At 65.0% G+C, this 26486-nt stretch carries 20 protein-coding genes; 13 read left to right on the top strand and 7 right to left on the bottom strand.

Going from position 1 to position 26486, the window contains the following annotated elements; all coding sequences use genetic code 11:
- The first annotated feature begins 251 nt into the window (after positions 1–251).
- Entirely contained in the window at positions 252–911 is a 660-nt protein-coding gene (locus KK488_RS19005; RefSeq protein WP_349356937.1) for a Crp/Fnr family transcriptional regulator, read from the top strand.
- On the opposite strand, the gene KK488_RS19000 is transcribed toward KK488_RS19005, so the two are convergent.
- The 3 genes from KK488_RS19000 to KK488_RS18990 all read right to left on the bottom strand — a co-directional run bounded on the left by KK488_RS19000 (position 902) and on the right by KK488_RS18990 (position 3704).
- Entirely contained in the window at positions 902–1366 is a 465-nt protein-coding gene (locus KK488_RS19000; RefSeq protein WP_214625290.1) for a hemerythrin domain-containing protein, read from the bottom strand. The genes KK488_RS19005 and KK488_RS19000 overlap by 10 nt on opposite strands.
- Before the next feature lie 102 nt (positions 1367–1468).
- Positions 1469–2923, bottom strand: a complete 1455-nt coding sequence (locus KK488_RS18995; protein ID WP_214625289.1) for a lignostilbene-alpha,beta-dioxygenase — start codon at positions 2921–2923, stop codon at positions 1469–1471.
- Between the two features lie 148 nt (positions 2924–3071).
- Positions 3072–3704 (bottom strand): OmpW/AlkL family protein, encoded by a 633-nt coding sequence (locus KK488_RS18990; RefSeq protein ID WP_250890757.1) that lies wholly within the window; start codon positions 3702–3704, stop codon positions 3072–3074.
- Positions 3705–3888: 184 nt separating this feature from the next.
- Between KK488_RS18990 and hemN the strand changes: the two genes are divergently transcribed.
- Both hemN and KK488_RS18980 read left to right on the top strand, forming a co-directional pair.
- Positions 3889–5211, top strand: a complete 1323-nt coding sequence (gene hemN / locus KK488_RS18985; RefSeq protein ID WP_214625287.1) for an oxygen-independent coproporphyrinogen III oxidase — start codon at positions 3889–3891, stop codon at positions 5209–5211.
- 6 nt (positions 5212–5217) lie between these two features.
- On the top strand, positions 5218–5916 hold the full coding sequence (locus KK488_RS18980; protein ID WP_214625286.1) for a sulfite exporter TauE/SafE family protein: 699 nt from the start codon (positions 5218–5220) through the stop codon (positions 5914–5916).
- A 2-nt stretch (positions 5917–5918) separates the two neighbouring features.
- Here KK488_RS18980 and KK488_RS18975 read toward each other — a convergent pair whose 3' ends face one another.
- The 3 genes from KK488_RS18975 to KK488_RS18965 form a co-directional block, all read right to left on the bottom strand.
- Entirely contained in the window at positions 5919–6779 is an 861-nt protein-coding gene (locus KK488_RS18975; RefSeq protein WP_214625285.1) for a class III extradiol dioxygenase family protein, read from the bottom strand.
- A gap of 1 nt (position 6780) precedes the next feature.
- Positions 6781–7155: a protocatechuate 4,5-dioxygenase subunit alpha gene (locus tag KK488_RS18970; RefSeq protein WP_214625284.1), complete on the bottom strand. Its 375-nt coding sequence runs from the start codon at positions 7153–7155 to the stop codon at positions 6781–6783.
- Positions 7156–7248: 93 nt separating this feature from the next.
- Positions 7249–7785 (bottom strand): 2,4'-dihydroxyacetophenone dioxygenase family protein, encoded by a 537-nt coding sequence (locus tag KK488_RS18965; RefSeq protein WP_214625283.1) that lies wholly within the window; start codon positions 7783–7785, stop codon positions 7249–7251.
- 181 nt (positions 7786–7966) lie between these two features.
- Here KK488_RS18965 and KK488_RS18960 point away from each other — a divergent pair, with 181 nt between their 5' ends.
- The 7 genes from KK488_RS18960 (at position 7967) to KK488_RS18930 (ending at position 19499) form a co-directional block, all read left to right on the top strand.
- Positions 7967–10081: a discoidin domain-containing protein gene (locus KK488_RS18960; RefSeq protein ID WP_214625282.1), complete on the top strand. Its 2115-nt coding sequence runs from the start codon at positions 7967–7969 to the stop codon at positions 10079–10081.
- A 97-nt stretch (positions 10082–10178) separates the two neighbouring features.
- On the top strand, positions 10179–10940 hold the full coding sequence (locus KK488_RS18955; RefSeq protein WP_214625281.1) for an ATP-binding cassette domain-containing protein: 762 nt from the start codon (positions 10179–10181) through the stop codon (positions 10938–10940).
- A complete protein-coding gene (locus KK488_RS18950; protein ID WP_214625280.1) occupies positions 10933–12492 on the top strand; it encodes an ABC transporter permease/substrate-binding protein in 1560 nt (519 codons plus the stop codon). The genes KK488_RS18955 and KK488_RS18950 overlap by 8 nt, the downstream gene beginning before the upstream one ends.
- 106 nt (positions 12493–12598) lie before the next feature.
- A complete protein-coding gene (gene egtB / locus KK488_RS18945) occupies positions 12599–13870 on the top strand; it encodes an ergothioneine biosynthesis protein EgtB (RefSeq protein ID WP_214625279.1) in 1272 nt (423 codons plus the stop codon).
- A 1-nt stretch (position 13871) separates the two neighbouring features.
- Positions 13872–14858: an L-histidine N(alpha)-methyltransferase gene (gene egtD / locus KK488_RS18940; RefSeq protein ID WP_214625278.1), complete on the top strand. Its 987-nt coding sequence runs from the start codon at positions 13872–13874 to the stop codon at positions 14856–14858.
- A gap of 232 nt (positions 14859–15090) precedes the next feature.
- Positions 15091–16290, top strand: coding sequence for an efflux RND transporter periplasmic adaptor subunit (locus KK488_RS18935; protein ID WP_214625277.1), 1200 nt, complete (start codon positions 15091–15093; stop codon positions 16288–16290).
- Positions 16291–16307: 17 nt separating this feature from the next.
- Positions 16308–19499 (top strand): efflux RND transporter permease subunit, encoded by a 3192-nt coding sequence (locus tag KK488_RS18930; RefSeq protein WP_214625349.1) that lies wholly within the window; start codon positions 16308–16310, stop codon positions 19497–19499.
- 209 nt (positions 19500–19708) lie between these two features.
- Here the strand turns inward: KK488_RS18930 and KK488_RS18925 are convergent, their stop codons facing one another.
- The gene (locus KK488_RS18925; RefSeq protein WP_214625276.1) at positions 19709–21136 is read right to left on the bottom strand and encodes an FAD-binding oxidoreductase; all 1428 of its coding nucleotides are present in this window, start codon (positions 21134–21136) and stop codon (positions 19709–19711) included.
- Between the two features lie 245 nt (positions 21137–21381).
- On the opposite strand from KK488_RS18925, the gene KK488_RS18920 reads away from it, so the two are divergent.
- From KK488_RS18920 to KK488_RS18910, 3 genes are all read left to right on the top strand, one after another.
- Positions 21382–22341 carry a DUF8021 domain-containing protein gene (locus tag KK488_RS18920; protein WP_214625275.1) on the top strand — a complete coding sequence of 320 codons (960 nt, stop codon included), beginning with the start codon at positions 21382–21384 and terminating at the stop codon, positions 22339–22341.
- A gap of 680 nt (positions 22342–23021) precedes the next feature.
- On the top strand, positions 23022–24230 hold the full coding sequence (locus tag KK488_RS18915; protein ID WP_214625274.1) for an HlyD family secretion protein: 1209 nt from the start codon (positions 23022–23024) through the stop codon (positions 24228–24230).
- Positions 24227–26320, top strand: a complete 2094-nt coding sequence (locus tag KK488_RS18910; RefSeq protein WP_214625273.1) for a peptidase domain-containing ABC transporter — start codon at positions 24227–24229, stop codon at positions 26318–26320. Before KK488_RS18915 ends, KK488_RS18910 begins: the two co-directional genes overlap by 4 nt.
- The last annotated feature ends 166 nt before the right edge of the window (positions 26321–26486 follow it).

Below are 26486 nucleotides of genomic sequence, written 5' to 3'. Positions count from 1 at the left end.
CCCGCGGCGAGCCCGGATCAATTCAACGAGTCAAACTGGCGGAATTCAGCCAGAAACGAGCCGGGCCGCACGACCGCCTCACAGCGGCACCGCGTATTATCCCTTATTCCGGCAACTGATGGAAAAGCGCAGAGAGCGAGGCACAATTCGACGTGGAGAAGACGATGTCCCAAGTTGCCGTGTTGAGCGCCGCCCGGGTTCCGGATGGAGCCGGCTCCGAAACGACCGCGACGCGGTGCAAGAGCTGTGCCGTGCGGACCACTGCGCTCTGCGCGAGCATGACGGACGAAGATCTGACGGCGCTCAGCAATGTGGGCCGGCGGCGCGTCATCCCCGCCGGCCAGATCCTGAGCTGGGCCGGCGACGAGAGCAATCTGTGCGCGAATGTCGTGCACGGCGCCCTCAAGGTGACCAGCACGATGGCGGACGGGCGCGAGCAGATCGTCGGCCTCCTCTTCCCGGGCGACTTTGTCGGACAGCTTTTCGAAGACGAGATGTCAATGACCGTGACGGCCGTCGTCGAAACCGATCTCTGTTGTTATTCCCGGCGTGCCTTCGAGGGGATTCTCGACCAGTTCCCCCGGCTCGAGCGGATGCTGCTCAAGCGCACCATGGCATCGCTCAACGACGCACGGAACCGCATGCTTTCGCTCGGCCGCAAGAGTGCGCAGGAGCGCGTCGCGGGCTTCATCCTGGAGCTTTACGAGCGGTCCCGCGCGGCTGGCGAGAGCCAGGTGTCGATCCCGGTAAGCCGGGGCGAGATGGCCGATTATCTCGGACTGACGATCGAGACGGTCAGCCGGCAGCTCACGCGCTTGCGCGCGGCGAACATCATCGCCTTCGTCAATGGCGACCGGGACTGCCGGATCCTGGATTCGCTCGAGCTCGAGCAGATCCTCGATCAGTCGTAGCCAAGGTCACGTCCTGCCTTGGCGATCCAGCTTTCCTTGAGGGCAATGGCGCGCCGGCATCCATCGAAGAAACAGCGCAACATATAAGCGAGTTGCCCCACCTCGCTTTCGTCCCCCTGTCGCGCATAGTGCCACAGGGCCGCGATGAGATCCTCGGCATGAACCTCGTCCATCTGATGCATGTGCCGCAGTTCCGTCAGCGAACAGAAACCGGGCCGCTGCTCGGCCGGCAGGTTCCCCAGGATCGCCTCGGCACGCCGGAAGTGCGTGGTAACCACCCGATCGATCCGGTCGCATAGCCGGCGGATCGCCGTCAGCGGCGGCAATGCCGGCAGGCCGTCGGCAAGCATCTCGAGATCATGGCACAGCACCCGCTGGATGATGTGATCCTCGCGGAGCGTCTCCAGGGTCGGAGGCACCGTATCGAGCGGATGACGCTTCGCGCAACGCTTCATCTTGGCCTCCATATCAACACAAGCCTGTCATGACCGCTCCGCGCTCGTCATGCTTTGATAGGGATCAAACGCAGCTTTTTTCACATCGCGCCGTCCGCCCCATCAGGCGGCGAGCTGGCGGGCGTCGGCCCAGTTGCCATGCAGACCTTGGCGCAACCGGACCGGCAGCTTCGCGCGCGCGATCGGCCCCTCCTCGACGCGCTGCGCATCGAAGATCGCGAGGTCAGAATAATTGGTGACGTGATTGTCGACGAGCGCGACCACATAGCCGTCTCCTTCCGGCGCGTCGGCGCTGCGCGGGATAAAGCAGGGTTCCTGGATCGCGCATTGCGGCCCGGCCCACCAGCTCTTGCGCTTGCCGCTCGCCAGATCGACGTGGCCAAGTGTGTTGGTCAGCGCGTAGAAGGCGCCGCCCGGCCCTTCGTAAGGCTTGTCGGTGTCGAGAATCAGCATCCAGCCATGCCGATAGGCCTGCGTCGCATAGCGATCGTCGATGCGGGGGAACTCGTCGGGCACGTCAACCAACTGCTCGATCTTGTCGAAGCCCTCGCCGTTCGAAGCCATGTCGACCGTCCAGCGCGTCAGATAGCCCCTGCCCGCGACCGGATCGAACGGCGCGCCGTGGATGTCCGGGAAGAAGGGGAAGCTGTTGTTGCTGGATATCGGCATGTCGATGTGCACTTTCGTGCCATCGTTGAAGGCATTCATGACATGGCCGACGAAGCAATTGTCGGTCTTGAACCAGCGCAGGTCCCGGGCGTCGCCGTTGCGCGGCAGCACGCCCATGTAGCAGGGCAGCGAGGTGTCGAAGCCGAAGAAAGGCAGTCGCTTTTCCAGCCGGTCCCAGGAGCTGAGCAGCGGCATGGTCGTGAAGACGGCGTAATCCTCGGTCACGCCGAAATCATGCATCATGCAATAATATTGATTCTCGAACGGGATTTCCTTGAGCAGTTCGCCCGTCGGGCTGATCTCGATATAGGCCATGTCCCGCGTCATCAGGCCCTTCGCGCCATAGGAAAAGGCGCAGAGATTGCCCGTCTTGGGATCGATCTTGGGATGGGCGCAGAAGGTCTGGCTTTCCAGCTTGCCGCCGAAATCCGTGTAGCCGAACGTATCGAGCGTGAGCGGGTCCATCAGCAGGCACGGACTATCCTCCTTCATCGCATAAAGCTTGCCGGCGTGGACCAGGACATTGGTGTTGGCGGTGCCCCGTATGCGGCCCTTGACGCTCTCATCGTCGGTCAGGGGATTGCGATAGGCACCGAACAGCGCGCGGCCGGCCTCACGTTCGGCAAGCCATTTGTCGGTGTGGGCATAACGCTGCCGGAAATCGATCTTGCCGTTGCGGAAGTGGAAGAGGCTTACGAGGCCATCGCCGTTGAAGAACTGATCGTCCTCGAACTTCGGGGCGAACTGGGCGTCCGGATGCACCCGGTGAAATGTCCCTGCCAGCTGCGCGGGCACCTCGCCGTCGACCTCGAGATCGAGAATGTCGCCTTCCAGGCGCATCGGGCGCAATGTGCCGGTGAAACTCGGCGTCGTCGGATAATGTGCCATCTGCCCTCTCCTCCAAGTCAGAGAGACGGACTGTATGGCGATCGGGCGCGATGGCTTTGATCGGGATCAAACGGCGCGATCGCCCGTCGGCGAGGCCTGAACCGTCTCGGGAGCGCGAACCCTTCCACGCTCCCGGATCGATATGCCGCTAGAAGCGGTAGGACAGGCCAGCACTCAGGACCCAGGGGTCCAGCTCGTGGCGTGTTTCGAGAAGCGTGGCACCCGCGGCATTGCTGAAGCGCGCGAGCGGCCGCATGAAATAGCGCTTCGCATCGAGTGAAACGCCAAATCCGTTGCCGCCGACGGGAATGTCGACGCCGGCCTGGAGCGCGAAGCCGAGCTTGCTCTTGAGCGACGCATCCGTTGCGCCGAGCGCCGCCTTGCCACCGGCGCCGATCTTCGAATCCAGCACCAGGAAATAGCTCGGCCCCGCGCCGACATACGGCTTGACCGGGCCGAGGCCGGTCAGATGATATTTGAGCGTCACCGTCGCCGGCACGATCAAAATATCATCGATGAGGTGAGTTACGCCCGCAATCGCACCGGCGCCATCGACATGGTGCGACGTCGTGCAGCAGATCGTCTCGACCGAGACAGCGTTCGAGAGGAAATATTCGATCGCGACCGTCGGTACATAATTGTCGTTCGCCGAGGTGTCGGTCTTCGCGGGCAAGGCAAGGCTCGTCGCGCGAACCGTTGAAATACCGCCATCCGGCAGGACCGCGGTCCCGAGCAGCTTGACCTGGATCTTGCCGTCGGGCGCACCGGCGTGGGCCGCCATCGGGAATGCCAGAGCAAGCGCAGCTGCGTACGAAATAAATGTCGCTTTCATGATCTTTGTTCCTTCTGTCCCTGAACTATGAGGGCCAGCTAGGACGGCATGTCGCGCCGGGCATTGACGCGGCGCAATCCGGCGCTTGATCTGACTCAAGGCGCACGCCCCGCAAGCTGGATAGTCCCGCGCTATGTGGTTCTATCATCCCGATCTTCTCGCCCGGCCCGTGCCCCGCTACACGAGCTACCCCACGGCTGCGGAATTCACCGACGCCATCGCGGCGGTCGATCAGGCCGAAGCGCTCGAAGCCGTGACGCCGGGGCAATCGGTCTCGCTCTACGTGCATATTCCGTTTTGCCAGCAGATCTGCTGGTACTGCGGCTGCAACACAGGCCGGGCCAACCGGGAGCAGCGTCTGGCGAGCTATCTGGACGCGCTCTGTGAAGAAATCAGGACCGTCTCGACCCGCCTCGGGGACCGGGGACGGATCGACCGAATCGCCTTTGGCGGCGGCAGTCCCAATGCGCTCGCGCCCGAACAATTCACGCGGCTGCTGCAAGATCTGATTGAAGGATTCGGCGCGGAACGCCCCATCCTCTCCATCGAGCTGGACCCCCGCACCTACACCGCGCCCTGGGCGGCCACTCTGCGCGCGAGCGGCGTGAGCCGGGCCAGCCTCGGCGTCCAGACCTTCGACCCCGCGATCCAGGCCGCGATCGGCCGCGTTCAACCGCGCGAGATGATCGCCGACACGGTCGACTCACTGCGCGCCAGTGGCGTCACGTCCATCAACTTCGATCTGATCTATGGCCTGCCGGACCAGGATCGTGGTCATCTCGACGCGACGCTGGATGAGACGCTTGCCTTGCGGCCCGAGCGGATCGCCCTGTTCGGCTATGCGCATGTCCCGCATCTCCTGCCGCGACAGCGGCGCATCGCCGCCGATCATCTGCCGGATCAGGCCGAGCGCTTCGCCATGGCCGAACTTGGCCATCACCGCCTCACCGGCGCGGGCTATGTGCCGATCGGCTTCGATCACTTCGCCTTGCCGCATGACGACATCGCGATCGCCCGTGCGGAGGGCCGGCTGCACCGCAACTTCCAGGGCTTCACCGAAGACGACGCGCAGGTTCTGATCGGCCTCGGCGCGACGGCGATCAGCCAATTTCCCGATCTGATCGTCCAGAACGAAAAGAACAGCGGCCGCTATCGGATGCGCGCCGGTGCCGGACAGCTTTGCGCCGAGCGCGGCATCGAGCGCGATTCGGTCGAGCAGGCCCGGTCGCACATTATCGAGGCGCTGTTGTGCGAGCGGGCCGCAACCGTCGATGCCTTTCTGGATGATCCGGGCGTGACCGAGCGGCTCTGGCCGTTCCTTCATCGCGGTCTGGCGCGTCTGATCCAGGGCCGCTTGCAGGTCACCGCGGAAGGCCGGCCCTATAGCCGCGTCATCGCGTCGATCTTCGATCGCCATCGCGGCGCAGCGACGCAGCGCTTCAGCACAGCGATCTGAGCGCCCATGTCGGCGATCGGCCTTGTCGGGGGCGCGACCCTCGGCCTTGCGTCAAGCCTGCATTGCATCGGCATGTGCGGCGGCATCTCCATGCTGCTCAGCTATGCTCCGGGGCCTGGCGCCAGGGCGACCCTTCCCGGCCAGTTGCTGCTCCATGGCGGCCGGATCACCAGCTACATGACGCTCGGCGCTCTGGCCGGCGCGCTCGGCCAGGCCGCCATAGGTCAGTTTGAGCCCTCGACCGGCCATCTCCTGCTGCGCTGGTCGGCAGCGGTGTCGCTCGGATGGATCGGGCTTTCGACGGCGGGCCTGATGCCAGCCCCTGCCCTGTTCGGCCATGCCGCCGGGCTTCTGCGCGTGCCGGTGCGGGCGATCTTCAGGCTGCCGATGCCGGTGCGCCGCATCGTCGGCGGCCTGGCATGGGGTCTGCTCCCGTGCGGCATGATCTATGGCGCACTGCTGTTTGCGATGTTCGCCGGAAGCGCGCTCGACGGCGCGCTGGTGCTGCTCGGGTTCGGGCTGGGAACCTTGCCGGCGCTGATCGCGGCACAGCTCGGCTTCGAACGGCTCAAGGCGGTGCTGCATGGCCGGTCGGCTGGACGATGGATCGGCGTCGCGATGACGGCGCTGGCGATGCTCAGCCTGGTCGATCGGCCCGCCGTCTCCTTGCTGTGCGGGCGGCTCGCGACCGCGTTCGGATCCTGACCTCAGGCGACTTTCTGTAGGGCGGTTACGGTTTCGAGCAACATCGTGGCCGCCGCCGTATTCGAGATGGGGATATGGTAATTGCGGCTGACCTCCCTCACGCTTTCCCCGAGCGCGCCCCGCGCGGCGATCCAGTTCAGGATCTCGATGCCCTGGCTGCCGGCGAGCTCGATGATGTCGACCGCGCTGTGCCGCGTCAGCGCATCCGGCGCGGGCCCGAGATTTTCCAGACAGAAATGGTCGTAGTCCTTGTTGATGAAGCCGGCACGTTGTCCGTCGAGCTGATGAGACAATCCGCCGGTGCCGAAGACGACGACACGCTCGTCGCTCTTCCAGGAGCGCAGCGCCTCGTGCACGGCACGACCCAGCGCCAGGCACCGCTTCGCGCTCGGCAGCGGGTGCTGCACCGTGTTGATCGCGATCGGGACGATGGTGACCGGGCGGGTGTCGGCGCCGGGCCATGACAGAGCGAGCGGCACGGTCAGGGCATGATCGACCTTCATCTCCTGGCACATGGTGATGTCGAACTCGCTGGCGACGAGATGCTCGATGATATGCCAGGACAGCGCCTGCGCGCCCGGGAACGGCGCCATGACGGGCAGGCCCCAACCTTCATCCGCATTCTCGTAGCGTGCTGCGGCGCCGACCGCGAAGGTCGGCATCTTGTCGAGGAAGAAGTTGAGGCCGTGATCATTGTAGAACAGCACGGCTACGTCGGGCTTTGCCGCCGCAAGCCAGCGGTGGACCGGGTGGAAGCCGTCAAAGAAGGGCTTCCAATAGGGATCATCCTGGAGACCCTTGGCGATGGCGTTGCCGATCGCCGGAACATGGCTGGTGAAGATGCCGCCGACAATCTGGGCCATGTCAGTTCTCCGCCTTCGCCAGGAGGCGCCGCTTGAACTCCTCCACCGTCAGCCCCGTCTGCTGCGCGCCCACATCCTGGACATTCAGCCCGAAGATGCCCGCGAGCTTCGCGAGATAATAGATGTTGCCGCCGGCCGCGATCATCGCGAGGACATTGCGGGACGCGACCGCGTCGCGCTGCTCCCGGGTGAGCCCGTAGCGCTTGCAATAGGCCTCCTCATCGGCCTTGAAGCTCTCGCGGTTCTGCGCGTCGTTGAACGAGTAGCACATCGCGTTGAGGGCATAGCCGCGCGACGCCGCCTCGCCGTCGAACAATGATGTGCCGGGGATCACGCGCGCAGCTTCACGCGCAGGCACCAGGGCGGGCATGGTCATGGGAGAGACTCCTTGCGAATTCGCCTGACCATCCCGGTTGCGCGAACACCGCGCATTGACCTGGATCAAAGCACGGGATTTGCACCTGAAGCCCTATCGATACAGGCGCTCGATATAATCCGCGCCCAAACCGACCTTCTCATAATGCTCCTTGCACATCGCGATATAGCTGTGGACGTCGAAATAGCCGACGGACTCGCCCTTCTCGTCGAGCCAGATCAAAGGGCCGGTGACGTTGAAATGGACCCGCATCGGATCCTCATGCTCATAGGCGACGAGCGTGTGTCCTTCGCCCGGTGTCTCGTAAACGAAGTCGCCGGCGGTCGCGACCCAGTCATGCTCCAGATAGCCCCATTTGCCGGAGATGGTGTAGGCGAAGACGCCGTGCGGATGATAGTGGCGGTTCACCAGACCCGGCCCCTTGGCGAGCAGAATGTCGCACCACTGGTTGCGCTGGGGCGAGATCCAGAGCGGCTTGGTGAACACGGTGTCACTGATCGGCACATAGTAGCGCTCGTCCTCGATGTCCGATGCCTTGGAAATATAGACTTCGGGCAAGGCATCGGGCTGAAAGACCTTCTCGATCGGCTTCAGTCCGCGCCAGAATTCCATGCCGGTTTCCTTGTTCATGCTGCTCCTCTCCGGGCGCGCTTGGTGCGCGCTCCCTCTCTCCGAACAAGGCGAGCATAGCGGGGATCGGCGGAAAGTCCCATCGGGTTTCACATCGCCCGCGACAGAGCGATGACCAGCGACCTATAGGGCGTTCGCAGTTCGGGCATTCCGCCTCGCGGTCCAATGGAGAGAGATCAACGTGCGCACGCTGTCCTTTGCCCTTGTCGCAGCGAGCCTGCTGCCGCAGCCGATGAGCGCGCATGCGCGACGGGAAGCGCCAAGACTGATCGTCGACCTGACGCCCGCGGGGCAGCGAGCCGCCTTCCGGCCAGCGCTGGCGATGGGCGCAGCGATCGACGGGGCTCAGGCCGGCGACATCGATCGTCTGTTCACGCCGCACAATATCGCGGCGATGAAGAGCCTGGGACTGCCGTCGCTGACCTATCGCCTGCGCACCGAGCTCGGCATCGAGGTCTGGCACTGGAACCCCGCCGGCACCTGGAGCGACCCGGACCGCCAGCAGGGCTATTGGACATCGGACGATCGCCTCGGCGAGCCGATCGGCCTGTCATGGGGTTACAAGCTGCCCCGGCGCGGTGACACGGTCGATAATGCCAATAATGCGGACTATTCCCGCCTCACCGATGGCGATCCGGCCAGTTTCTGGAAGTCCAATCCCTATCTCGATCCGGTATCGTTGCATGACGGCCGCGACCATCCGCAATGGCTGGTCGTCCGTCTGGCGGGCATGACACCGCTCGACACCGCGAGGATCGCATGGGGCGAGCCCTATGCGACACGCTACAAGGTCCAATATTGGACGGCGGAATCCGAATATAACGAAAAGGGCGAGTGGCGCGACTTTCCGCATGGGGATGTCGATGCGGGACGTGGCGGCGAGGTCCAGCTCTCGCTGTCGGACGCGCCGATCAAGGCGAAATTCCTGCGCATCCTGATGCGCCAGGGGTCCGGCACCGCGCCCGCCGGCGCGACCAACTGGCGCGACAAGGCCGGCTACGCGGTGCGCGAGGTCTCGTTCGGATCGATCCAGCCGGGCGGCAGTTTCCAAGACGCGGTCGTCCACGCCGCCGATCATCTGGGCCAGACCTTCACGCATGTTTCCTCGACCGACCCTTGGCACCGCGCCGTCGACCGAGACGTCGATCTCGAACAGGTCGGCATCGACCGGATTTTCGCCAGCGGCCTCGGCAATGGCCTGCCGGTCCTGATGCCCACGGGGCTGCTGTTCGACACGCCGGAGAATATGGCGGCCGAGCTGCGCTATCTGACGCGTCGCGGCTATCCCGTCACCCAGGTCGAGCTCGGCGAGGAGCCGGACGGCCAGTATGGCGAAGCGGCGGACTATGGCGCGCTCTATCTGGCGGCGGTCGATCGCCTAAAGGCGGCCGCGCCGCAGATCAGCTTCGGCGGGCCGAGTCTGCAGAACGCGCAGACCGGCAACTGGATGAGCCCGACCGGGCCGACAAGCTGGATCGGTCGATTCATGGCGTATCTGCGCGAGCGTAACCGGGTGTCCGACCTGGGCTTCGCCTCGTTCGAATATTATCCGTTCGACGATATGTGCGGGAAGATCCACGCCAAGCTGATCGATCAGGACCGGATGCTGGCGGCCGCCATCGCGCAGTTCACGACGGACGGCGTGCCGACGACCATCCCGTGGATCATCTCGGAATATGGCTTCTCGGCCTATTCGGGGCGAGCCATGTCGCAGATGACCGGCGGCCTCCTGATGGCGAGCATCGTCGGCCAATGGGCGACCGATCGCGGCGATCCGGCTTTCATGTTCGGCTATGGTCCCGGCAATCCGGTCAACCAGCATCTGGCCTGCGCGGGCTATGGCGAGATGACACCGTTCATGGCGGACGGCCAGGGCCAGGCTGCGCAGCCGACCGCGATCTTCCGTACCGCGCAGTTGCTGAGCCAGGACTGGATCGCGCCCGGCTCCGGCCGCCACCGCGCCGTCGGGGTGAAGGCCGAGGGCTTCCCCGGCAACGAGGTTCGCGCCTATGCGGTGCGCCGTCCCGATGGCCATCTGGCGCTGCTGATCGTCAATCGAAGCCCGGATATGCCCTACGACCTGCCGGTCTTCCTGCGCACCGGTGCCAACAGGATCGTGCCGCTGCGCGCTGCGGTTTCGATCGTTCAATATGGCCGGGAGCAATATCAATGGCTGGATCAAGGCCCGGCAAGCCATCCCGCCAGGAACCTGCCGCCGGTCCGCTCGCGCCGCGCCGCCGGCCTCGCGCCGATCAGTCTGCCGCCGGAAAGTATCACGGTCGTCATCACGCAATGACGACGGAGCTTGGCGTCAAGCGCCGGCGCGGCCATAAACGTGCTCGCGCCCGGGCAGATCGATCGTTGCCAGGTTTCCGGGCATTCGCGGTGGTTCAATGATCAGCTTCTCACAGGTGACCAAGCATTATGCCGGCCGGCCGGTGGTCGAGGGCATCTCGCTCTCGATCGCGCGTGGGGCATTCGTGGCGCTCGTCGGCCAGTCCGGCGCGGGCAAGACGACATTGCTCAAGGCGATCAACCGGCTGGTCGAGATCGACAGCGGCGCGATCACGATCGACGGCGAGGACGTGACGGCTCTCCCCCTGGCCGCCCTGCGCCGCCGCACCGGCTATGTCTTTCAGGGTATCGGCCTTTTTCCCCATATGAGCGTGGCGGAGAATATCTGGCTGGTGCCGCGCTTGCAGGGAGTGCCCATCGATGGGCGGGCGGAGCGTGTTGCACGGCTGCTGGAGCTGGTCGCGCTCCCGCCCGTTCTGGCGGACCGATACCCGGCGCAATTGTCAGGCGGCCAGGCGCAGCGCGTCGGCTTCGCCCGGGCGCTGGCGGCGGAGCCTTCGCTCATGCTGATGGACGAGCCGTTCGGCGCGCTCGATCCCGTCACGCGCAGCGAGCTCGGCCGCGCCTATCGGGCACTGCACGAGCGCATGGGCCTCACGAGCCTGCTGGTCACGCACGACATGGCCGAGGCACTGTTGCTCGCCGACCGGATTATCGTGCTGGGTGAAGGGCACATCCTGGCCGACCTGCCGCCGCGCGAGCTGCTGGCCTATCGCGGCCATGCCAATGTCCAGGCGATGATCGATGTCGTGCGAGATCAGACCGACCGGCTCGATGCGCTGGGGCGATCGGATGGCTGACATCGGCATTGCCCTTCCGGATCTGCTGCGGCTGGTCCAGGCCCATCTCTTCCTGAGCGGCTGCGCGGTCGCCGCGGCGCTGCTCGTCGGCCTGCCGACAGCGATCCTTGCGGCGCGCAACCGCCGCATCGGCGCGCCCATGCTCGGCCTGATCAGCCTGTTGCAGACCATTCCCGGCCTCGCCCTCCTTGCGCTCTTCTATCCGCTGCTGCTGCTGGCCGGACGCGCGAGCGGCCTGCCGATTCCGGCGCTGGGCTTCCTCCCGGCACTGCTGGCGCTCGGCGTCTATGCACTCCTGCCGATCGTGCGCAACGGCGTCGCGGCCATTCGCGGCATCGATCCGGCGCTCGTCGAGGCGGCGGATGGCCTCGGCATGACCGGACCGCAGCGGCTCCTGCTGGTCGAGCTGCCCCTCGGTGCGCCAGTGATCCTCGCCGGCATCCGCACGGCGGCGGTCTGGACGATCGGCACGGCGACGCTGGCCACCACCATCGGCCAGCCGAGCCTCGGTGACCTGATCTTCTCGGGATTGCAGACGGAGGATTGGCGGCGCGTCCTTGTCGGCTGTATCGCGGCGGCTGCGCTCGCCCTGCTGATCGATTTCGTGCTGGCGTTGATGGAGTCCGGCCTCGCCGTACGCTCACGCGGGCGGCTGGGGGCCGGCATTGCCCTCTTGCTGACGATCGTCGCCGGGGCGGTGCTGCCGATTCCGGACCGGACGGGGAGCGTGGGCACGGCTCCGGGCCGCACGATCATCGTCGGTGCCAAGAACTTCTCGGAGCAATATATTCTCGCCGACCTGATCGAGACCCGACTGCGCAAGGCCGGCTACCGGACCGAGCGGCGCGACAATCTCGGCTCGGCGATCGCCTATCGCGCGCTCGCGGCGGGCGATATCGACGTCTATGTCGACTATTCCGGGACCCTCTGGGCCAACGTGCTCAGCCGCACCGACACGCCACCCGCCAAGGCCATGCTGGAGACGCTGGGGCGCGAGCTGGCGCAGCGCGACAAGGTGCGCCTGCTCGGGTCGCTCGGTTTCGAAAATGCCTATGCCTTCGCGATGAGCAGGAAGCGGGCGCAGGTGCTGGGCATCGGTGATCTTGGCGATCTCGCGCGCGCCTCGCCGCGCCTTCGGCTTGCGACTGACCTGGAATTTCTCAACCGGCCCGAATGGCGGGCCGTGGAGAATCATTATCACCCGAGTTTCAGTGCGGCCCGCGCTTACAGCCCCACCTTCATGTATCGTGCACTCGGCGATGGATCGGCGGACGTCATCACCGCCTTCTCGTCGGACGGGCGCATCTCGGCCATGGATCTCGTCACGCTGTCCGATCCGCGCGGCGCCCTGCCGCATTACGACGCGGTGCTGCTGCTGGCGCCCCGCCCCGCTCGGGAGGCAAGGGTCGTCGCGGCACTGCAACCTTTGATCGGCAGGATCGACATCGGCATGATGCGGGGAGCGAACTGGATGGTCGACCGGGACAACGACAAACGAACGCCCCGAGAGGCTTCGGCTTGGCTTGCTGCCAAAATAGGGCCCGCGATGTAACTATAATCATCCTTGTGCGTATCTTGGAAGTCGAGCCCGTGGGGGCCATCTTGGCTGGACCTCGCGCTGCCCCGTGCAGTCTGGACGAAAAGGGAGGGCTTGCCCGATGAATATGCCGCTAGCCGACGACACGGCAGTGGAACGAATGCGCGCCCAGTATCTCGCTGTTCGCTCGCTCAGTCTCGATCTGGTGGCGCCGCTCTCGGATGCCGATGCAACGGCCCAATCGATGCCGGATGCCTCGCCGGCAAAATGGCATCTCGCCCATGTCACCTGGTTTTTCGAGACCTTCATCCTGCGCGATCATGTGCCGGGCTATCAGGCCCATGACGAGCGCTGGGCCTTTCTGTTCAACAGCTATTACGAGGCCGAAGGCGCGCGCCATGCCCGGCCGGCGCGTGGCCTGCTGACGCGCCCGAGCCTGACGGAGGTGATCGACTATCGCCGCCGCGTCGACGAGGCGATGCTGGAGGCGATGCCGCTCATCGCCGAGCGCTGCCCCGACCTGCTCGCGCTCGGCCTCAATCACGAGCAGCAGCATCAGGAGCTGTTGCTCACCGATCTCAAGCATCTCTTCTTCCAGAACCCGCTCAGCCCTGCGGCTTGGCCGGTGGCGCCCAACGGGCAGGACAATCATTACGGCTATGACATGAGCTGGCACGCGGGCCCGGCCGGCCTCGTCGAGATCGGACACGCCGGCGACGACTTCGCCTTCGATTGCGAGCAGCCCGCGCATCGGCACTTCCTCACACCCTATGCATTGGCCGACCGGCCGGTGACGAACGGCGACTATTGCGACTTCATCGACGACAATGGCTATGCGACTGCCTCGCTCTGGCTGTCTGACGGCTGGGCCTGGGTGCAGAAGGAAGACGTCGGATCGCCGCTCTACTGGCGGCGCCATCACCACCATTGGGAGCAATTCACGCTCTCCGGCTGGCGGCCGATCGATCCCACGGCTCCCGTCACACATATCAGCCTCTACGAAGCCGATGCCTTCGCGACATGGGCGGACGCCCGGCTGCCGACCGAGCAGGAATGGGAGGCCGCGGCGCGCGATCATGATCCGGCCGGCGGCGTCCAGCTCGATCAGGCCGGGCCGGTCCAACCCCGCTTCGTGCCGCATGCCGACGGGCTCGCCGCGCTGTTCGGCAATGTCTGGGAATGGACGGGCTCGGCCTATCGCCCCTATCCCGGCTTCCGCACGGCGCCGGGCGCGGTCGGCGAATATAATGGCAAGTTCATGAGCGGCCAGTTCGTGCTCAAGGGCGGCAGCTGCGCCACGCCGCGCGGGCATATGCGCGCCGCATACCGCAATTTCTTCTACCCCCATCAGCGCTGGCAGTTCACCGGCCTGCGCCTCGCGAAGGATCTCTGAGATGAGTGTGCATGCCGATCTCAAGCTTGTTGAAACGGATGATGACGGCGTCGATCTCGCTTTCCGCGCAGATGTGCTGCGTGGCCTCTCCGAGCGGCAGAAGGCGATCCCCGCGCGCTGGTTCTATGATCTGGCCGGTTCGGAGATTTTCGAGGAAATCACGCGCCTGCAGGAATATTATCCGACGCGGGTCGAGACTGGCTTGCTGGAGACCCACGGCGCCGCGATGGCCACGCGCATCGGCCCCAATCGCTCGGTCGTCGAGTTCGGATCAGGCAGTTCCGTCAAGACGCCACTGCTGTTGCGCGAGCTGAACGCCGCCGCCTATGTGCCGCTCGACATTTCCGGGGACTTCCTGCGCCAGTCGAGCCAGGAACTGGCCGAGAAATTTCCCGATCTGCCGATCATCCCGGTCGAGGCCAATTTCATGCGGCCGGTCGAGCTGCCCGCGTCGGTGAGGCACCTCGACATGCTGGGCTTTTTCCCCGGCTCGACGATCGGCAACATGGTGCCCCACACTGCCGTCGACCTGCTGCGCACCATGCGCGACACGCTGGGCGAAGGATCGCAACTGCTGATCGGGTTCGATCGCGCCAAGGACATCGCGCGACTGATCGCCGCCTATGACGATCCGCAAGGCGTGACGGCGCGCTTCAACCTCAATCTGATCGACCGGATCAACCGCGAGCTGGACGGCGACATGCCGCGCGAGAAGTTCCGCCATGTCGCGCGATGGAACGCGGACTGGAGTCGGATCGAGATGCATCTCGAAGCGCTCGAGGATCTGATCTTCTCCGTCTCCGACCAGCACGTGAAGATGCGGCGCGGTGAGACCATTCACACCGAGAACAGCCACAAATATACGCCGAATCAAGCACGACTGCTGCTTCAGGCGGGCGGTTGGACACCGGTGCATCTGTGGACGGACACGGGGGAGGATTTCCTGATCATCCTGGCGGACGCGACAGAGCAGCGTTCCGCGCCGTAAGGCTCAGGACCGTATTGCAAGCGTCCACTGGACCTTCTCATGCAATAAGTTGGTTCGCTCGCAGTGGCGGATAGCAATCTAACGACTGGACTGTGTGGGTCGAATTTGAAACCATGCGCAATCGAACATTGCGCCTGGTGCCGCAAAGCGGTGCTTCCGCAATGACCAAAAGATAAGATAAGAGCGAAGTCGCGGAATTTCCGAAAGACTGTCGGAGCGCGGTGCAGGGGAGATGAATGACGGCGATGACAAACCGGCGCCCCGATTGCTTCACCCGATGCGCGTGACGATGCGCCCCGAGCGCCTGATCGCAGCCCTGATTCTCACCACCTTGGCCGGCTGCGGCGCCAACGCGCCGCCACCCCCGCCGACGCCGGAAGTGCTCGTCGCGCAGCCCCTTAACCGGCAGATCACCGACTGGGAGGACTACTCCGGTCGTTTCGAGGCGGTCGATGCCGTTGACGTCCGCCCGCGCGTGTCCGGCCTGCTCCAGTCCGTCCATTTCCGCGATGGCCAGAGCGTGTCGCGCGGCCAGCTCCTGTTCGTCATCGACCAGCGGCCGTTTGCTGCCCGGCTGGCGCAGGCGCGCGCGGGCGTGCAGCGGGCCGAGGCGGCCCTTGCCAACGCCGAGGCAGAGCAGAAGCGCGCGACGGCCCTCATCGGCAGCGGCTTCATCAGTCAATCGGTCGCCGACACGCGGCTCGCCAACCAGCGCCAGGCGGCCGCCGAACTCGCCCAGGCGCGCGCCGCCGCCGATGCCGCCGCGCTCGATCTCTCCTTCACGCGCATCACCGCGCCGGTCTCCGGCCGCGTCTCCTATCGCCGGCTCGCGCCGGGCAATCTGGTCAGCGCGGAGCAGAGCCTGCTCACCACGATCATGACGCAGAACCCGATCCGCTTCGTGTTCGACGCACCGGAGGCTGCCTTCCTCAAATATCGCCGTGCAAACGGCGGCGCGGGCGCGGTCCATATCCGCCTGGAGGACGAGACCGAGTTCAAGTGGACGGGCACGCTCGAGACGCTCGACAATGCCATCGATCGCGGCTCAGGCACGATCCGCGGTCAGGCGCTGGTGCCCAATCCCACCGGCCTGCTGACCCCCGGCATGTTCGGCCGCATGCGCTGGATGGCGTCGTCCGCGCATCAGGCCCTGCTCGTGCCGGACGAGGCCATCCTGATCGATCAGACGCGGCCGGTGGTCTATGTGGTCGGCAAGGACAATCTGGTCGAGCAGAAGATCGTCGACCGCGGCAATCTGGTCGACGGGCTGCGGGTCATCCGCTCGGGCCTGCTGCCGGGCGACAGAGTGATCGTCAGCGGCATGCAGCGTGCGCGCCAGGGCCTCAAGGTCGATGCCAAGCCCGGCAGGATCGCCGCCTTCCCGGCCGGCGTCACGCGCGGCACGGCACCGCCGCTGGGCCAGACGCCATGAGCATCGCGGCCGGGAGAATGGGCTTCTCCCACTTCTTCATCGCCCGGCCGGTCTTTGCCTGCGCCATCTGCGTGTTCATCACGCTGATCGGCCTGATCGCCTATCCGCGCCTGGCCGTGGACCAGTATCCGCCCATCGCGCCGCCCTCCGTCACGGTCACCGCCGTCTATCCCGGCGCCTCGGCCGAAGTGATGGCGGACACGGTCGCCGCGCCGCTCGAGCAGCAGATCAACGGCGTCGACGACACGCTCTACATCGCCTCCACCGCGATCGGCGACGGACGCGTCACGATCACCGTCACCTTCAAGATCGGCACCGACCCAGATCTCGCCCAGGTCAAGGTGCAGAACCGCCTGCAGACCGCCCTGCCCCAGCTCCCGCAGGAGGTACAGACGCTCGGCGTCACCGTGCGCAAGGCGCAGAACGACAATCTGATGATCATCCACATGTACTCGACCTCGCCCAAGGTCGATCGGGATTATCTCGCCAACTACGCCTCCCTGCAGGTGCGCGAGCGGCTGCTGCGCCTGCCTGGCGTGGGTGACATCGGCACGTTTGCCGCGCGCGACTATGCGATGCGCATCTGGATCGACCCGGACAGGGCGGCCGCGCGCAACCTGACCGTGGCGGAGATTCTCGCGGCCCTGCGCGGCAACAACATCCAGCTCGCCGCCGGCACGATTGGCGGCGCGCCCTTCACGCACGATCCGGCCGCGACCCAGCTCAACCTGCAAGTGACGAGCAAGCTCAACACACCCGAGCAGTTCGCCAACGTGATCGTCAAGCGCGATACGCAGGGCCGCGTCACCCGCATCGGCGATATCGCCCGCGTCGAGCTGGGCGCGCAGAATTATTCGATCAACGCCTATCTGAACCACAAAGAGGCCTTCCCGTTGAGCGTGGTCCAGGCCTCGGGCGGCAATGCGCTGGAAACGGCCTCGGCGGTCTATGCGACCATGGCGGACCTCTCGAAGAATTTCCCGCCCGGCGTCGCCTACAAGATCGTGTTCGATCCGAGCCAATATGTGCGCCAGTCGATCGAGAAGGTGCGGGATACGCTGGTCGAGGCGATCATCCTGGTGGTGATCGTCGTCATCCTCTTCCTGCAGCGCTGGCGTACCGCGATCATTCCGCTGCTCGCCATTCCAATCTCGCTGATCGGCACGTTCGCGGTGATGGCGGCGGTCGGCTTTTCGCTGAACAATCTCTCCTTGTTCGGCCTCGTTCTCTCGATCGGTATCGTCGTCGACGACGCGATCGTCGTGGTCGAGAATGTGGAGCGGCATATCCGCGAAGGCATGCACCCGCGCGAGGCCGCCCATCTCACCATGGACGAGGTCGGCGGTGCGTTGATCGGCATCGCTCTGGTGCTCGTCGCGGTGTTCGTGCCGACCGCCTTCATGGGCGGCCTCACCGGCCAGTTCTACAAGCAGTTCGCGCTCACCGTGACCGCGGCAACGCTCATCTCGCTCATCGTCTCCCTGACCCTGTCCCCCGCTCTGTGCGCGCTGATCCTGAAGCCCCATGATGCGGCGTCCGCGCCGCGCTGGGCGCCGCTGCGCTGGCTCGCCGATCAAGGCGAGCGCTTCAGTGGCGCGTTCGACCGGTTCAGCGCCGGCTATGGCCAGCTCACCCGGCGGCTGCTGCGTATGAGCGGCGTCATGTTCCTGATTTATGCGGGACTGCTGCTGATCACCGGCTGGCGGCTCTACGACACGCCGCGCGGCTTCGTGCCGCAGCAGGACCAGGGCGTCGCCATGGTCTCCATCCAGATGCCCCCCGGCGCGAGCCTCGCCCGCACGGATGCCGTGACTCGCCAGGCCATCGACATCATGCTGTCCACGCCGGGCATCTCGGCCGCCTCGGTCTATTCCGGCGTCGATGCGCTCGGCTTCACCATCTCGGCGAGCAGCGGCCAGATGTATGCCATTTTCGAACCGTTCGAGACGCGCCTTGCCAAGGGGCTGACCGGCGACGAGATCATCGCCGATCTGCGCAAGCGCTATGCGAAAGTGATCGGCGCCGACATCCGCGTGATGACGCAGCCACCGATCCGCGGCCTGGGTTCGGCTGGCGGCTTCCGGATGATGATCGAGGACCGCGGCGGCCTCGGCTACGGCGCACTCGACGCCGCGACCCGTGATCTGGCGGCGGCCGCCAATGAGGATCCGGCGATCGCCAATGCCTTCGCCAATTTCAACATGCGCAGCCCCCGCGTCGCGATCGAGGTCGACCGCGACAAGGCGGAGATGCTCGGTGTCCAGAGCCAGGACGTCTATGCGACGCTGCAGACCTATATGGCTGGCTCTTATGTCAATAATATCAACCTTCTCGGTCATACTTTTCAGGTCATCGCACAGGCCGATCCCGCCTATCGGCAGGACGAGGCATTGCTCGGCCAGCTCAAGACCCGCTCCGCCTCCGGCGCGATGGTGCCGATCGACGCGGTCGCGACGCTGACGCCGGCGACCGGCCCCTATCGCGTGCTGCGTCACAATCTTTATCCGGCGGCCGACGTGCAGGGCGACGCCGCGCCCGGCTATTCGTCCGGTCAGGCCATGGCCGCGATGGAGCGGATCGCGCGCGAGCGGCTGCCCGCGGGCCTCGCCTTCGAATGGACGGATCTCGCCTATCAGCAGGGCGTCGCGGGTGGCAGCGGTGAACTGAGCTTCGTGCTCGCGGTAGTGTTCGTCTTCATTGCACTCGCCGCCTTCTACGAGAGCCTGACCCTGCCGCTGGCGATCATCCTGACCGTGCCGCTCTGCCTGCTGGCGGCGATCCTCGGCGTCAATCTGCGCGGCGCGGACAATAATATTCTGACCCAGATCGGCATGGTCGTGCTGATCGGCCTCGCCGCCAAGAACGCGATCCTGATCGTCGAGTTCGCCCGCCAGTCCGAGGAGAAAGGCGCCCAACCGAAGGAAGCGGCCGTCCTTGCCGCGCAGATCCGGCTGCGGCCGATCCTGATGACCAGCCTTGCCTTCATCGCCGGCGTCGTGCCGCTCGCCTTCGCCACCGGCGCGGGATCGGAAATCCGGCAGGCGCTGGGAACGGCGGTGTTCTTCGGGATGATCGGCCTGACGGCGCTCGGCCTCATCTTCACGCCGGTCTTCTATGTCGCCTGCCGCTCGCTCGGGAGGCGCGCCGCGCAGCTCAGGGAAGGCTGGCGCCGCAAGCCCCTGCCCGCGTCGCCCGAGCTGGCCGAATAAGCCCCTGTCCTACACGAACCGCATCATGGCATGAGAAGCGGAGCGTTCCGGCGCCGGCTCTTTCCAGCGTGAGATCCAGACTCCCGATCCAGGAGCGGCGCCACCGCGAAAATTTAATTCGCACCGTGAACTTCGTGAACTTCGGCCCGCCCGGACCGTGGTCGCCCCTGACGCGGCACCGGCGCGGCTTCCCCGGAGTCAGGCGATCGTCAGATCACTTTCCCCGGATTGAGGATATTGTTGGGGTCCATCGCCTTCTTGAGCGTCCGCATCAGCGCGATTTCCTCGGGCGTGCGGCTGAAGTGCAGGAAGTCGCGCTTGACGCTGCCGATGCCATGCTCGGCGGTGATCGATCCGCCCCATTCGCCCACTGCCGCATAGACGATCTCCTCCATCTCCTTCTCCGGCATCGGGTCGCGCGGCACGCGTGCCGAGAGATGGAGATTGGAGTCGGCGAGATGGCCGAAGAACATGGTCACGCAGTCGGGCCACTTCGCCAGCAACAGGTCGCGCACATAGGGAATGAAATCGCCGATCTTGCGCGTCGGCAGGCTGACGTCGAACGCGACTTGCGGCCAGTGCGAGCCCTGATGCCATTCGCCCGGGCTGTCGCGCACCGCCCAGATTTCCGAACGCTGCTTGTCCGACTGGGCAATGACGGCATCCTTGACCAGTCCGGACTCGACCATCCCGCCCAGCACTTGCTCGAAGCGCTCGCCATCGCGCTCGGGATCGGTGCCCAGAATCTCGACCAGCACATAAACCGGGTAGCCATGCGGCAGCGGCGGCTGGCGGCCCACTGCCGTGGTGCCGAGCTGGTAGAAATCCGGCCACATCACCTCGAAGGCGGACAGGGTGCTGGCAAAGGCGGCGTTGCATTGCTTGAGGAGCTGCAAGGTCGCGTCATAATCCTCGACCGCGACGACCGCCGTGCAGGCGGTGGTCGGCTTGGGGAACAGGCGCAGCACCAGCCGGGTGATCACCCCCAGCGTCCCCTCGCTACCAATGAACAGATGCTTGAGGTCGTAGCCGGCATTGTTCTTGATCATCACGTTGAGCGAGCTGACGATCGTCCCATCCGCCAGCACCGCCTCGCAGCCCAGGATCAGGTCGCGCATCATGCCATAACGCAGCACGCGGTTGCCGCCGGCATTGGTGGAGGCATTGCCGCCGACCTGCGCCGTGCCGCGTCCGCCCAGATCGAGCGGGAACAGGAAGCCGGCTTCGTCCGCCGCCACCTGCACCGTCTCGAGCACCGTGCCGGCCAGCACCGTCATCGTCCGCCCCGCCTCGTCCAGCTCCTCGATGCCGCGCATCCGCTCCAGAGAGAGCAGCAGGCAGGGCCGGTCCGCAAGCGCGCCCGCCGCAAGGCTGGTGAGCCCACCCTGCGGCACAACCGGATAGCGCTCCTCGTTGCAGATCGCCATGATCCGCGAGACCTGCTGCGTCGTGCGCGGATAGGCGATACCGGGGAGATCGATCCCCTCGGGCATGACGTTGGTCATGTCGCGGCCGTGGCGCGCGAAATCGGCCTCTGCGGCATCCTTGATGATATCTGCGCCAAGTTCGGCCTTCAGGCGCGCGATCACGGCGGCGCCCCGGCCGGCATCCTGCGTCGCTTCGATCACCGCTGTCATGGCTTCCCGTCCCGTCATTCATTTTCAAGCGCCCTCATAGCGAGCCGGGAAGGCGCTCGCCAAGGCCAGACGAAGTGCCGCTCCGAGAAAGTATTCCCCGCCGGCCGCAATATAGTTAACATGTGAGATAATGGGCGAGTTGCGATCGCCGTCGAAACGACGGCGCGATCCGATCCGATGAAAACGCCATTCTATCAGGCGGAGCGCGAACGCAACGCGCAGTGACATCACAAGGGAGGGGTAAGATGAAGAGACAGATCGTCCTGGCCATGACGGCGCTTGGCCTCGCCGGGCTGTCCGCACCGGCCGCCGCACAGGGGAAATGCGACCGCAAATGCCTCGCCGGCAAGCTCGACCAGTTCCTGAACGCCGTCGTCGCGCATGATCCGGCCAAGGCCAATCTCTGGGTCGGCTTCCGCCAAACCCAGAATGCCGTGCTGCTGCACCAGGGCGACGGCATCTGGAAATCCAACACCGGCATCGGCCCGATCGACCGGCGCTACTATGATGCCGACACCAGCCAGGCCGAGTTTTTCGGTACGGTCAGGGAGAGCGACAAAATGGCGGTCGTCTCGCTGCGCCTCAAGATCGGCCAGGGCGGGCAAGTCACGGAAGCGGAATGGCATATCGCCCGCGCCGCCGATCCCGGCATCATGGGCGAAGGATCGAAGGCGACGTTCGACGTCGACAATCTCGTCGCGCACCCGCCCGCGCAGCGTACCGTCCCGGTCGCCCAGCGTGCCACGCGCGAGCAACTCATCGCCGCTGTGAACAGCTATTTCGATGGCATCGTCGCCCAGACTGGCCGCCACGTACAGGCCAATGATGGTTGCATGCGCTTCGAGAATGGCATGGGCGGCCAGGAGTGGAACAGGAAGCCCGCGCCGCCCGCCGATGCCGACTTCCAGAGCCACACCGATTGCCGCTCGGGCTACGCGAGCCTCAACATCGTCAATGTCGCCGCACGGCGCTATCTGATGGTGGATGTCGAGGCACAGGTCGTGATGGCCTCGGCGGTCTTCATGCGCGAGCCGCTCAATCCCAAGCGGCGCAACTGCTTCATGGAGGTCTTCTATCTCGACGGCGGGAAGATCAGCTCCGTCTATGCGGCGATGACCTATGCCGATGCCAGGATTCCATTACCCAACTGGGAGCCTTATGAAGGCAATTTCCCGACAGGACAAAGCCTTATCAACGCACGGTAGCCGCTCGGGGAGGAAGCTGGGCTGAGGGGGGGGCGAAACATCGCCCCCGGCTCATCCTTATTTTGAAGGCGCCCTCCCGCAACCCCGGACAGCCCTGCGACTCGACCAAACAACACTCGGGGAGTAGCTGCCACAGCGGGCGCCAACGCTGTCTCAAATTGGTTCATCTATGAATAGTCCTCGTGAATTTCCGCTGCGAGCAGACCCGCCTATGAGCTTGAATATTATGGTTAATAACAGCCATAAAAAGCCCAGAAAACGCCTCGCCGCACACAAAGGTTAACTCCGTTTACGATTCGTTGACCATAAGATAACGACGAAAAGTCGGGTTTAATCCGGCAGATAACAGGAGTCGTCGATGGTTAACGAAGTTCTCGTCGAAGAGCTCAACGAGCAGGAAATCGACCAGGTTGCCGGCGGTTTCGGCAACAACGAGTCGGACACGGGTATCCGCGGCTAGTCATTAGGCCGCGACTGACCTGATTTTCAGGGGCAGAAAGATTTAGCCGGGCGGGCGGGTCTCCTGGGACCCTTGTCCGCCCGGATTTTCATGAGCATGGGCCAGCGGGCGTGGCAGACCACCGCCCAGCTCATGGTTCGGCAGCCCGCCCCGCTCGCAAAAAATAGCTATGGCCCTTTCCCCACCTCACGCCCTAGAAGCGGCTTGAGGGTCGAGAGATATGCAGCTCTTCAGGCAACAGGCGCTGGATCACCAGCATCGCCTCCACGGCGAGGTCTTTCTCGTCCCGCCACTGCGCTGGCAGGCGATCGGCTGGCTGTTGCTGAGCTTCGTCGCGGCGGCAGCTCTCTTCATCACGCTCGGTTCCTATAGCCGCACGGTCACGGCGAACGGGACCCTGCGTCCGACCGGAGGCGTCGCCAGCATTGCCGTGCCGGAGGATGGCGTCGTTTCCGCCGTGCTGGTGCGTGACGGCGAGACCGTCCGCCAAGGTCAGGTCATCGCCCGGCTGATGCTTCCACAGCTCGCCGGTGGCCAGTCGCTGGCCGAGCAGCGTCAGAGTCAGCTTGCCAGGGAGCAGAGCGCGCTCACCACGCAACGCAGTTCGGCGCGATCGGAAGTGGAAGAAAATGGGCGCAAGCTCTCCGCGCGCATTCTCGACGAGCAGCGCCAGTTGGGCGCGATCGACGCGCAGATCGCGTCCCAGCAGGCGCTGATCAAGTCATCCGAACAGGAGTTGTCGCGCATCGAGAGCGTGGCTCAGAGCGGCTTCATCTCGGGCCGCGATCTCCAACAGCGACGCGAGTTGCTGATCACGCGCCGGCAGCGTCTGGCCGAGTTGCAGCAGACCCGCAGCTTGCATGGCAATGCCCTGTCCACCGCGCAGATCGAACTAGGCGAGATCGGCAGCCACATGCGCGCGGGGCAGAGCGGCTTCGATGCTCAGCTTGCCGCTCTGCGCCGCGAGGGCGCGACGCTCGGCAATGCCGGCACCGTCGACCTTGTCGCCAGCCGGACGGGCACGCTCACGGCATTGCGCTATCGTGAAGGCGAGAGCGTGTCGCGCGGCGAGTTATATGGCCGCATCGTTCCGGCGATCACCGAATGGCAGATCGAGCTCAAAGTGCCGACCTCCACTATCGCCCAAGTCGCCCCGGGGCAGGATGTGCGCGTCAGCCTCGCCGCTTATCCGGTGCCGGATTACGGCGTGCTCCATGGCGTGGTCGATCATGTCGGGGCAGCGCCGGTGGAGGATGGAGCGGAAAGCTACTTTCTCGTCACAGCCCGGCTCGATCCGCCGAGCGAACGTCAGCGCCAACGCGGCATGCTGCTGCGGTCCGACCTGGCACTCCAGGCGCGTATCGTGCTGGCGCGCCGCTCGTTCCTCCAATGGCTGATCGATCCGCTCGCCGCGGTGGCGCAGCGATGAACATCTTCCCGGCCAATTTCACCGGACGCAAGCGGATCATGCCGATCCGCCAGACCGAGGCGGCCGAGTGCGGGCTCGCCAGCCTCGCCATGGTCGCGAACTGGCACGGCCATGAGGTCGATCTCAACATGCTGCGTCAGCGCTTCGGCGTCAGCGCGCGCGGCATGAGCCTGCGACAGCTCATGCAGACGGCCGACGCGATGCATCTGCTGACGCGGCCGCTGAAGCTGGACCTCAAGGGCCTGCCCATGCTGCATGTGCCCGCGATCCTGCACTGGGACCTCAACCATTTCGTCGTGCTGGAGCAGGTCGAGGGCGAGCGTGCCCACATCATCGATCCGGCCGGGTCGGCGCGCTGGTACGAGTTCGAGGAATTGGGCAAGCATTTCAGCGGTGTCGCGCTGGAGCTGCGCCCATCCGGCGACTTCGAGCCCGTCCGCGCCAAAAGGCGGTTGCGTTTCACCGATCTGTGGAGCGGCATTACCGGCTTCCGCCGCGCTCTGGCGCAAACGATCATCCTCAGCATCGTCATGCAGACCTATGTACTGGCAACGCCCTTCTACCTCCGCTCGGCGGTGGACGAGGCGCTGCCCGCACTCGACAACAGTTTGCTGGTGACGCTGGCGCTCGGCTTCGCGGCGCTCGCCCTGATCGGCGCGGGCGCCAGTGTGCTGCGCAAGTTTGTGCTGCTTTCCTCGGGCGCGGCGCTCTCGTTCGGCATCACCTCCAATCTCGGACGGCGCCTGACGCGCCTGCCCATCGCCTGGTTCGAGAAGCGCAAGGTCGGCGACATTCTCACGCGCTTCCAGTCCGTCCTTCCAATCCAGAAATTCCTGATCCAGAGCGCGCCGCTGGCGCTGATCGACGGCTGTCTGTCGCTTCTGACCCTCGCCATGATGCTGGTCACGGCGCCGCCGCTCGCGGCCGTCACGCTGGTTGGCCTGCTTGTCTATGCTGCGCTGCGCCTGGTCCTGCTGCGCGACGAGCGGGTTCGCGAGGCCGATTATGTGAAAGCGCTCGGTCGCGAGCAGGGCGCACTCATCGAGACACTGCGCGGCATGGTGACGCTGCGCCTCGCCGGGCGCGAAGCAATGCGCCACGCTTATTGGCAGAACCGTCTGACTGAAGCGCTCGGCGCGCGCTATCTCCATGAGCGGACCAAGGCCTGGCACGAGACGGCCAAGACGTTGATCCCCGCTGTCGAGCTCGTGATCGTCATCTATCTCGCGATGCGCGCCTCGATGGCCGGGGCGCTCAGTCTCGGTACGCTCTTCGCTTATCTCGCCTATCGCCAGCAATTCGTCCAGGCCGGCCAGTCGCTGCTCGACGAGGCGGTGGAGCTGCGCCTGCTCGACCTGCATCTGGAACAGCTGGCCGACATCGCCCACACCGAGGAGGATCTGGGTTTTTCCGAGCCGCTGATGCAACCCAGCTTCGAAGGACGGATCGCACTGCGCAATGTCCATTTCAGCTACGGGCCGCAGGAGCCGCTGGTGCTGGCGGGCATCGATCTCACCATCACGCCGGGCGAGCATGTCGCGCTCACCGGACCGTCTGGAAGCGGCAAGTCCACCCTCGCCAAGATCATTCTCGGCCTCATCGACCCGATCGAGGGCCAGGTGCTGATCGACGGCCGCCCCCTCCCCCAATATGGTCGCCGCGCCTTCCGTCAGCATGTCGCCGCCGTGCTTCAGGACGATGTGCTCTATGCCGGCTCGATTGCCGACAATGTCGCCTCTTTCGAAGATGTTGACATGGACTGGCTGCGCGAATGCCTCAAGGCTGCGGCGATTTTCGATGATGTCGAGACGATGCCGATGCGCCATCACACCCTCGTTGGCGACATGGGTTCGACTCTTTCGGGCGGCCAGCGCCAGCGCATCCTGCTCGCCCGCGCCCTGTATCGTCGTCCCGAGGTGCTGTTGCTCGACGAGGGCACGGCGCATCTCGATCTGGAACATGAGGCCTTGGTGAGCGGCGCGATCGCAAAGCTCGGCATCACCCGCATCGTCATTGCGCACCGGCCCGAGACGATCGCCGCGGCGGACCGCGTCGTGCGTCTCGTGGCAGGCAAGATGGTAGAGAGTTGATCTACACGGAGTTTCCGGTTGATTGAGCCGGCAACCGCGAACGATCCTCTGTGCGATAGCATCCAGATACGACTCCCTACAATAATAGGCATTTCTGTTCCAGACCCCGGATTTTCGCCCTTTTGGGAAGAACTTCTTCATAGTTGGCTGCGATAAACCGAGCGCG

Origin of the sequence: Sphingobium nicotianae, assembly GCF_018603885.1 — a bacterium.
In the GTDB taxonomy this organism is placed as follows: Bacteria; Pseudomonadota; Alphaproteobacteria; order Sphingomonadales; family Sphingomonadaceae; genus Sphingobium; species Sphingobium nicotianae.
The sequence above is the reverse complement of the archived record's forward strand: the minus strand, read 5'-3'. Positions and strand labels throughout refer to the sequence as shown.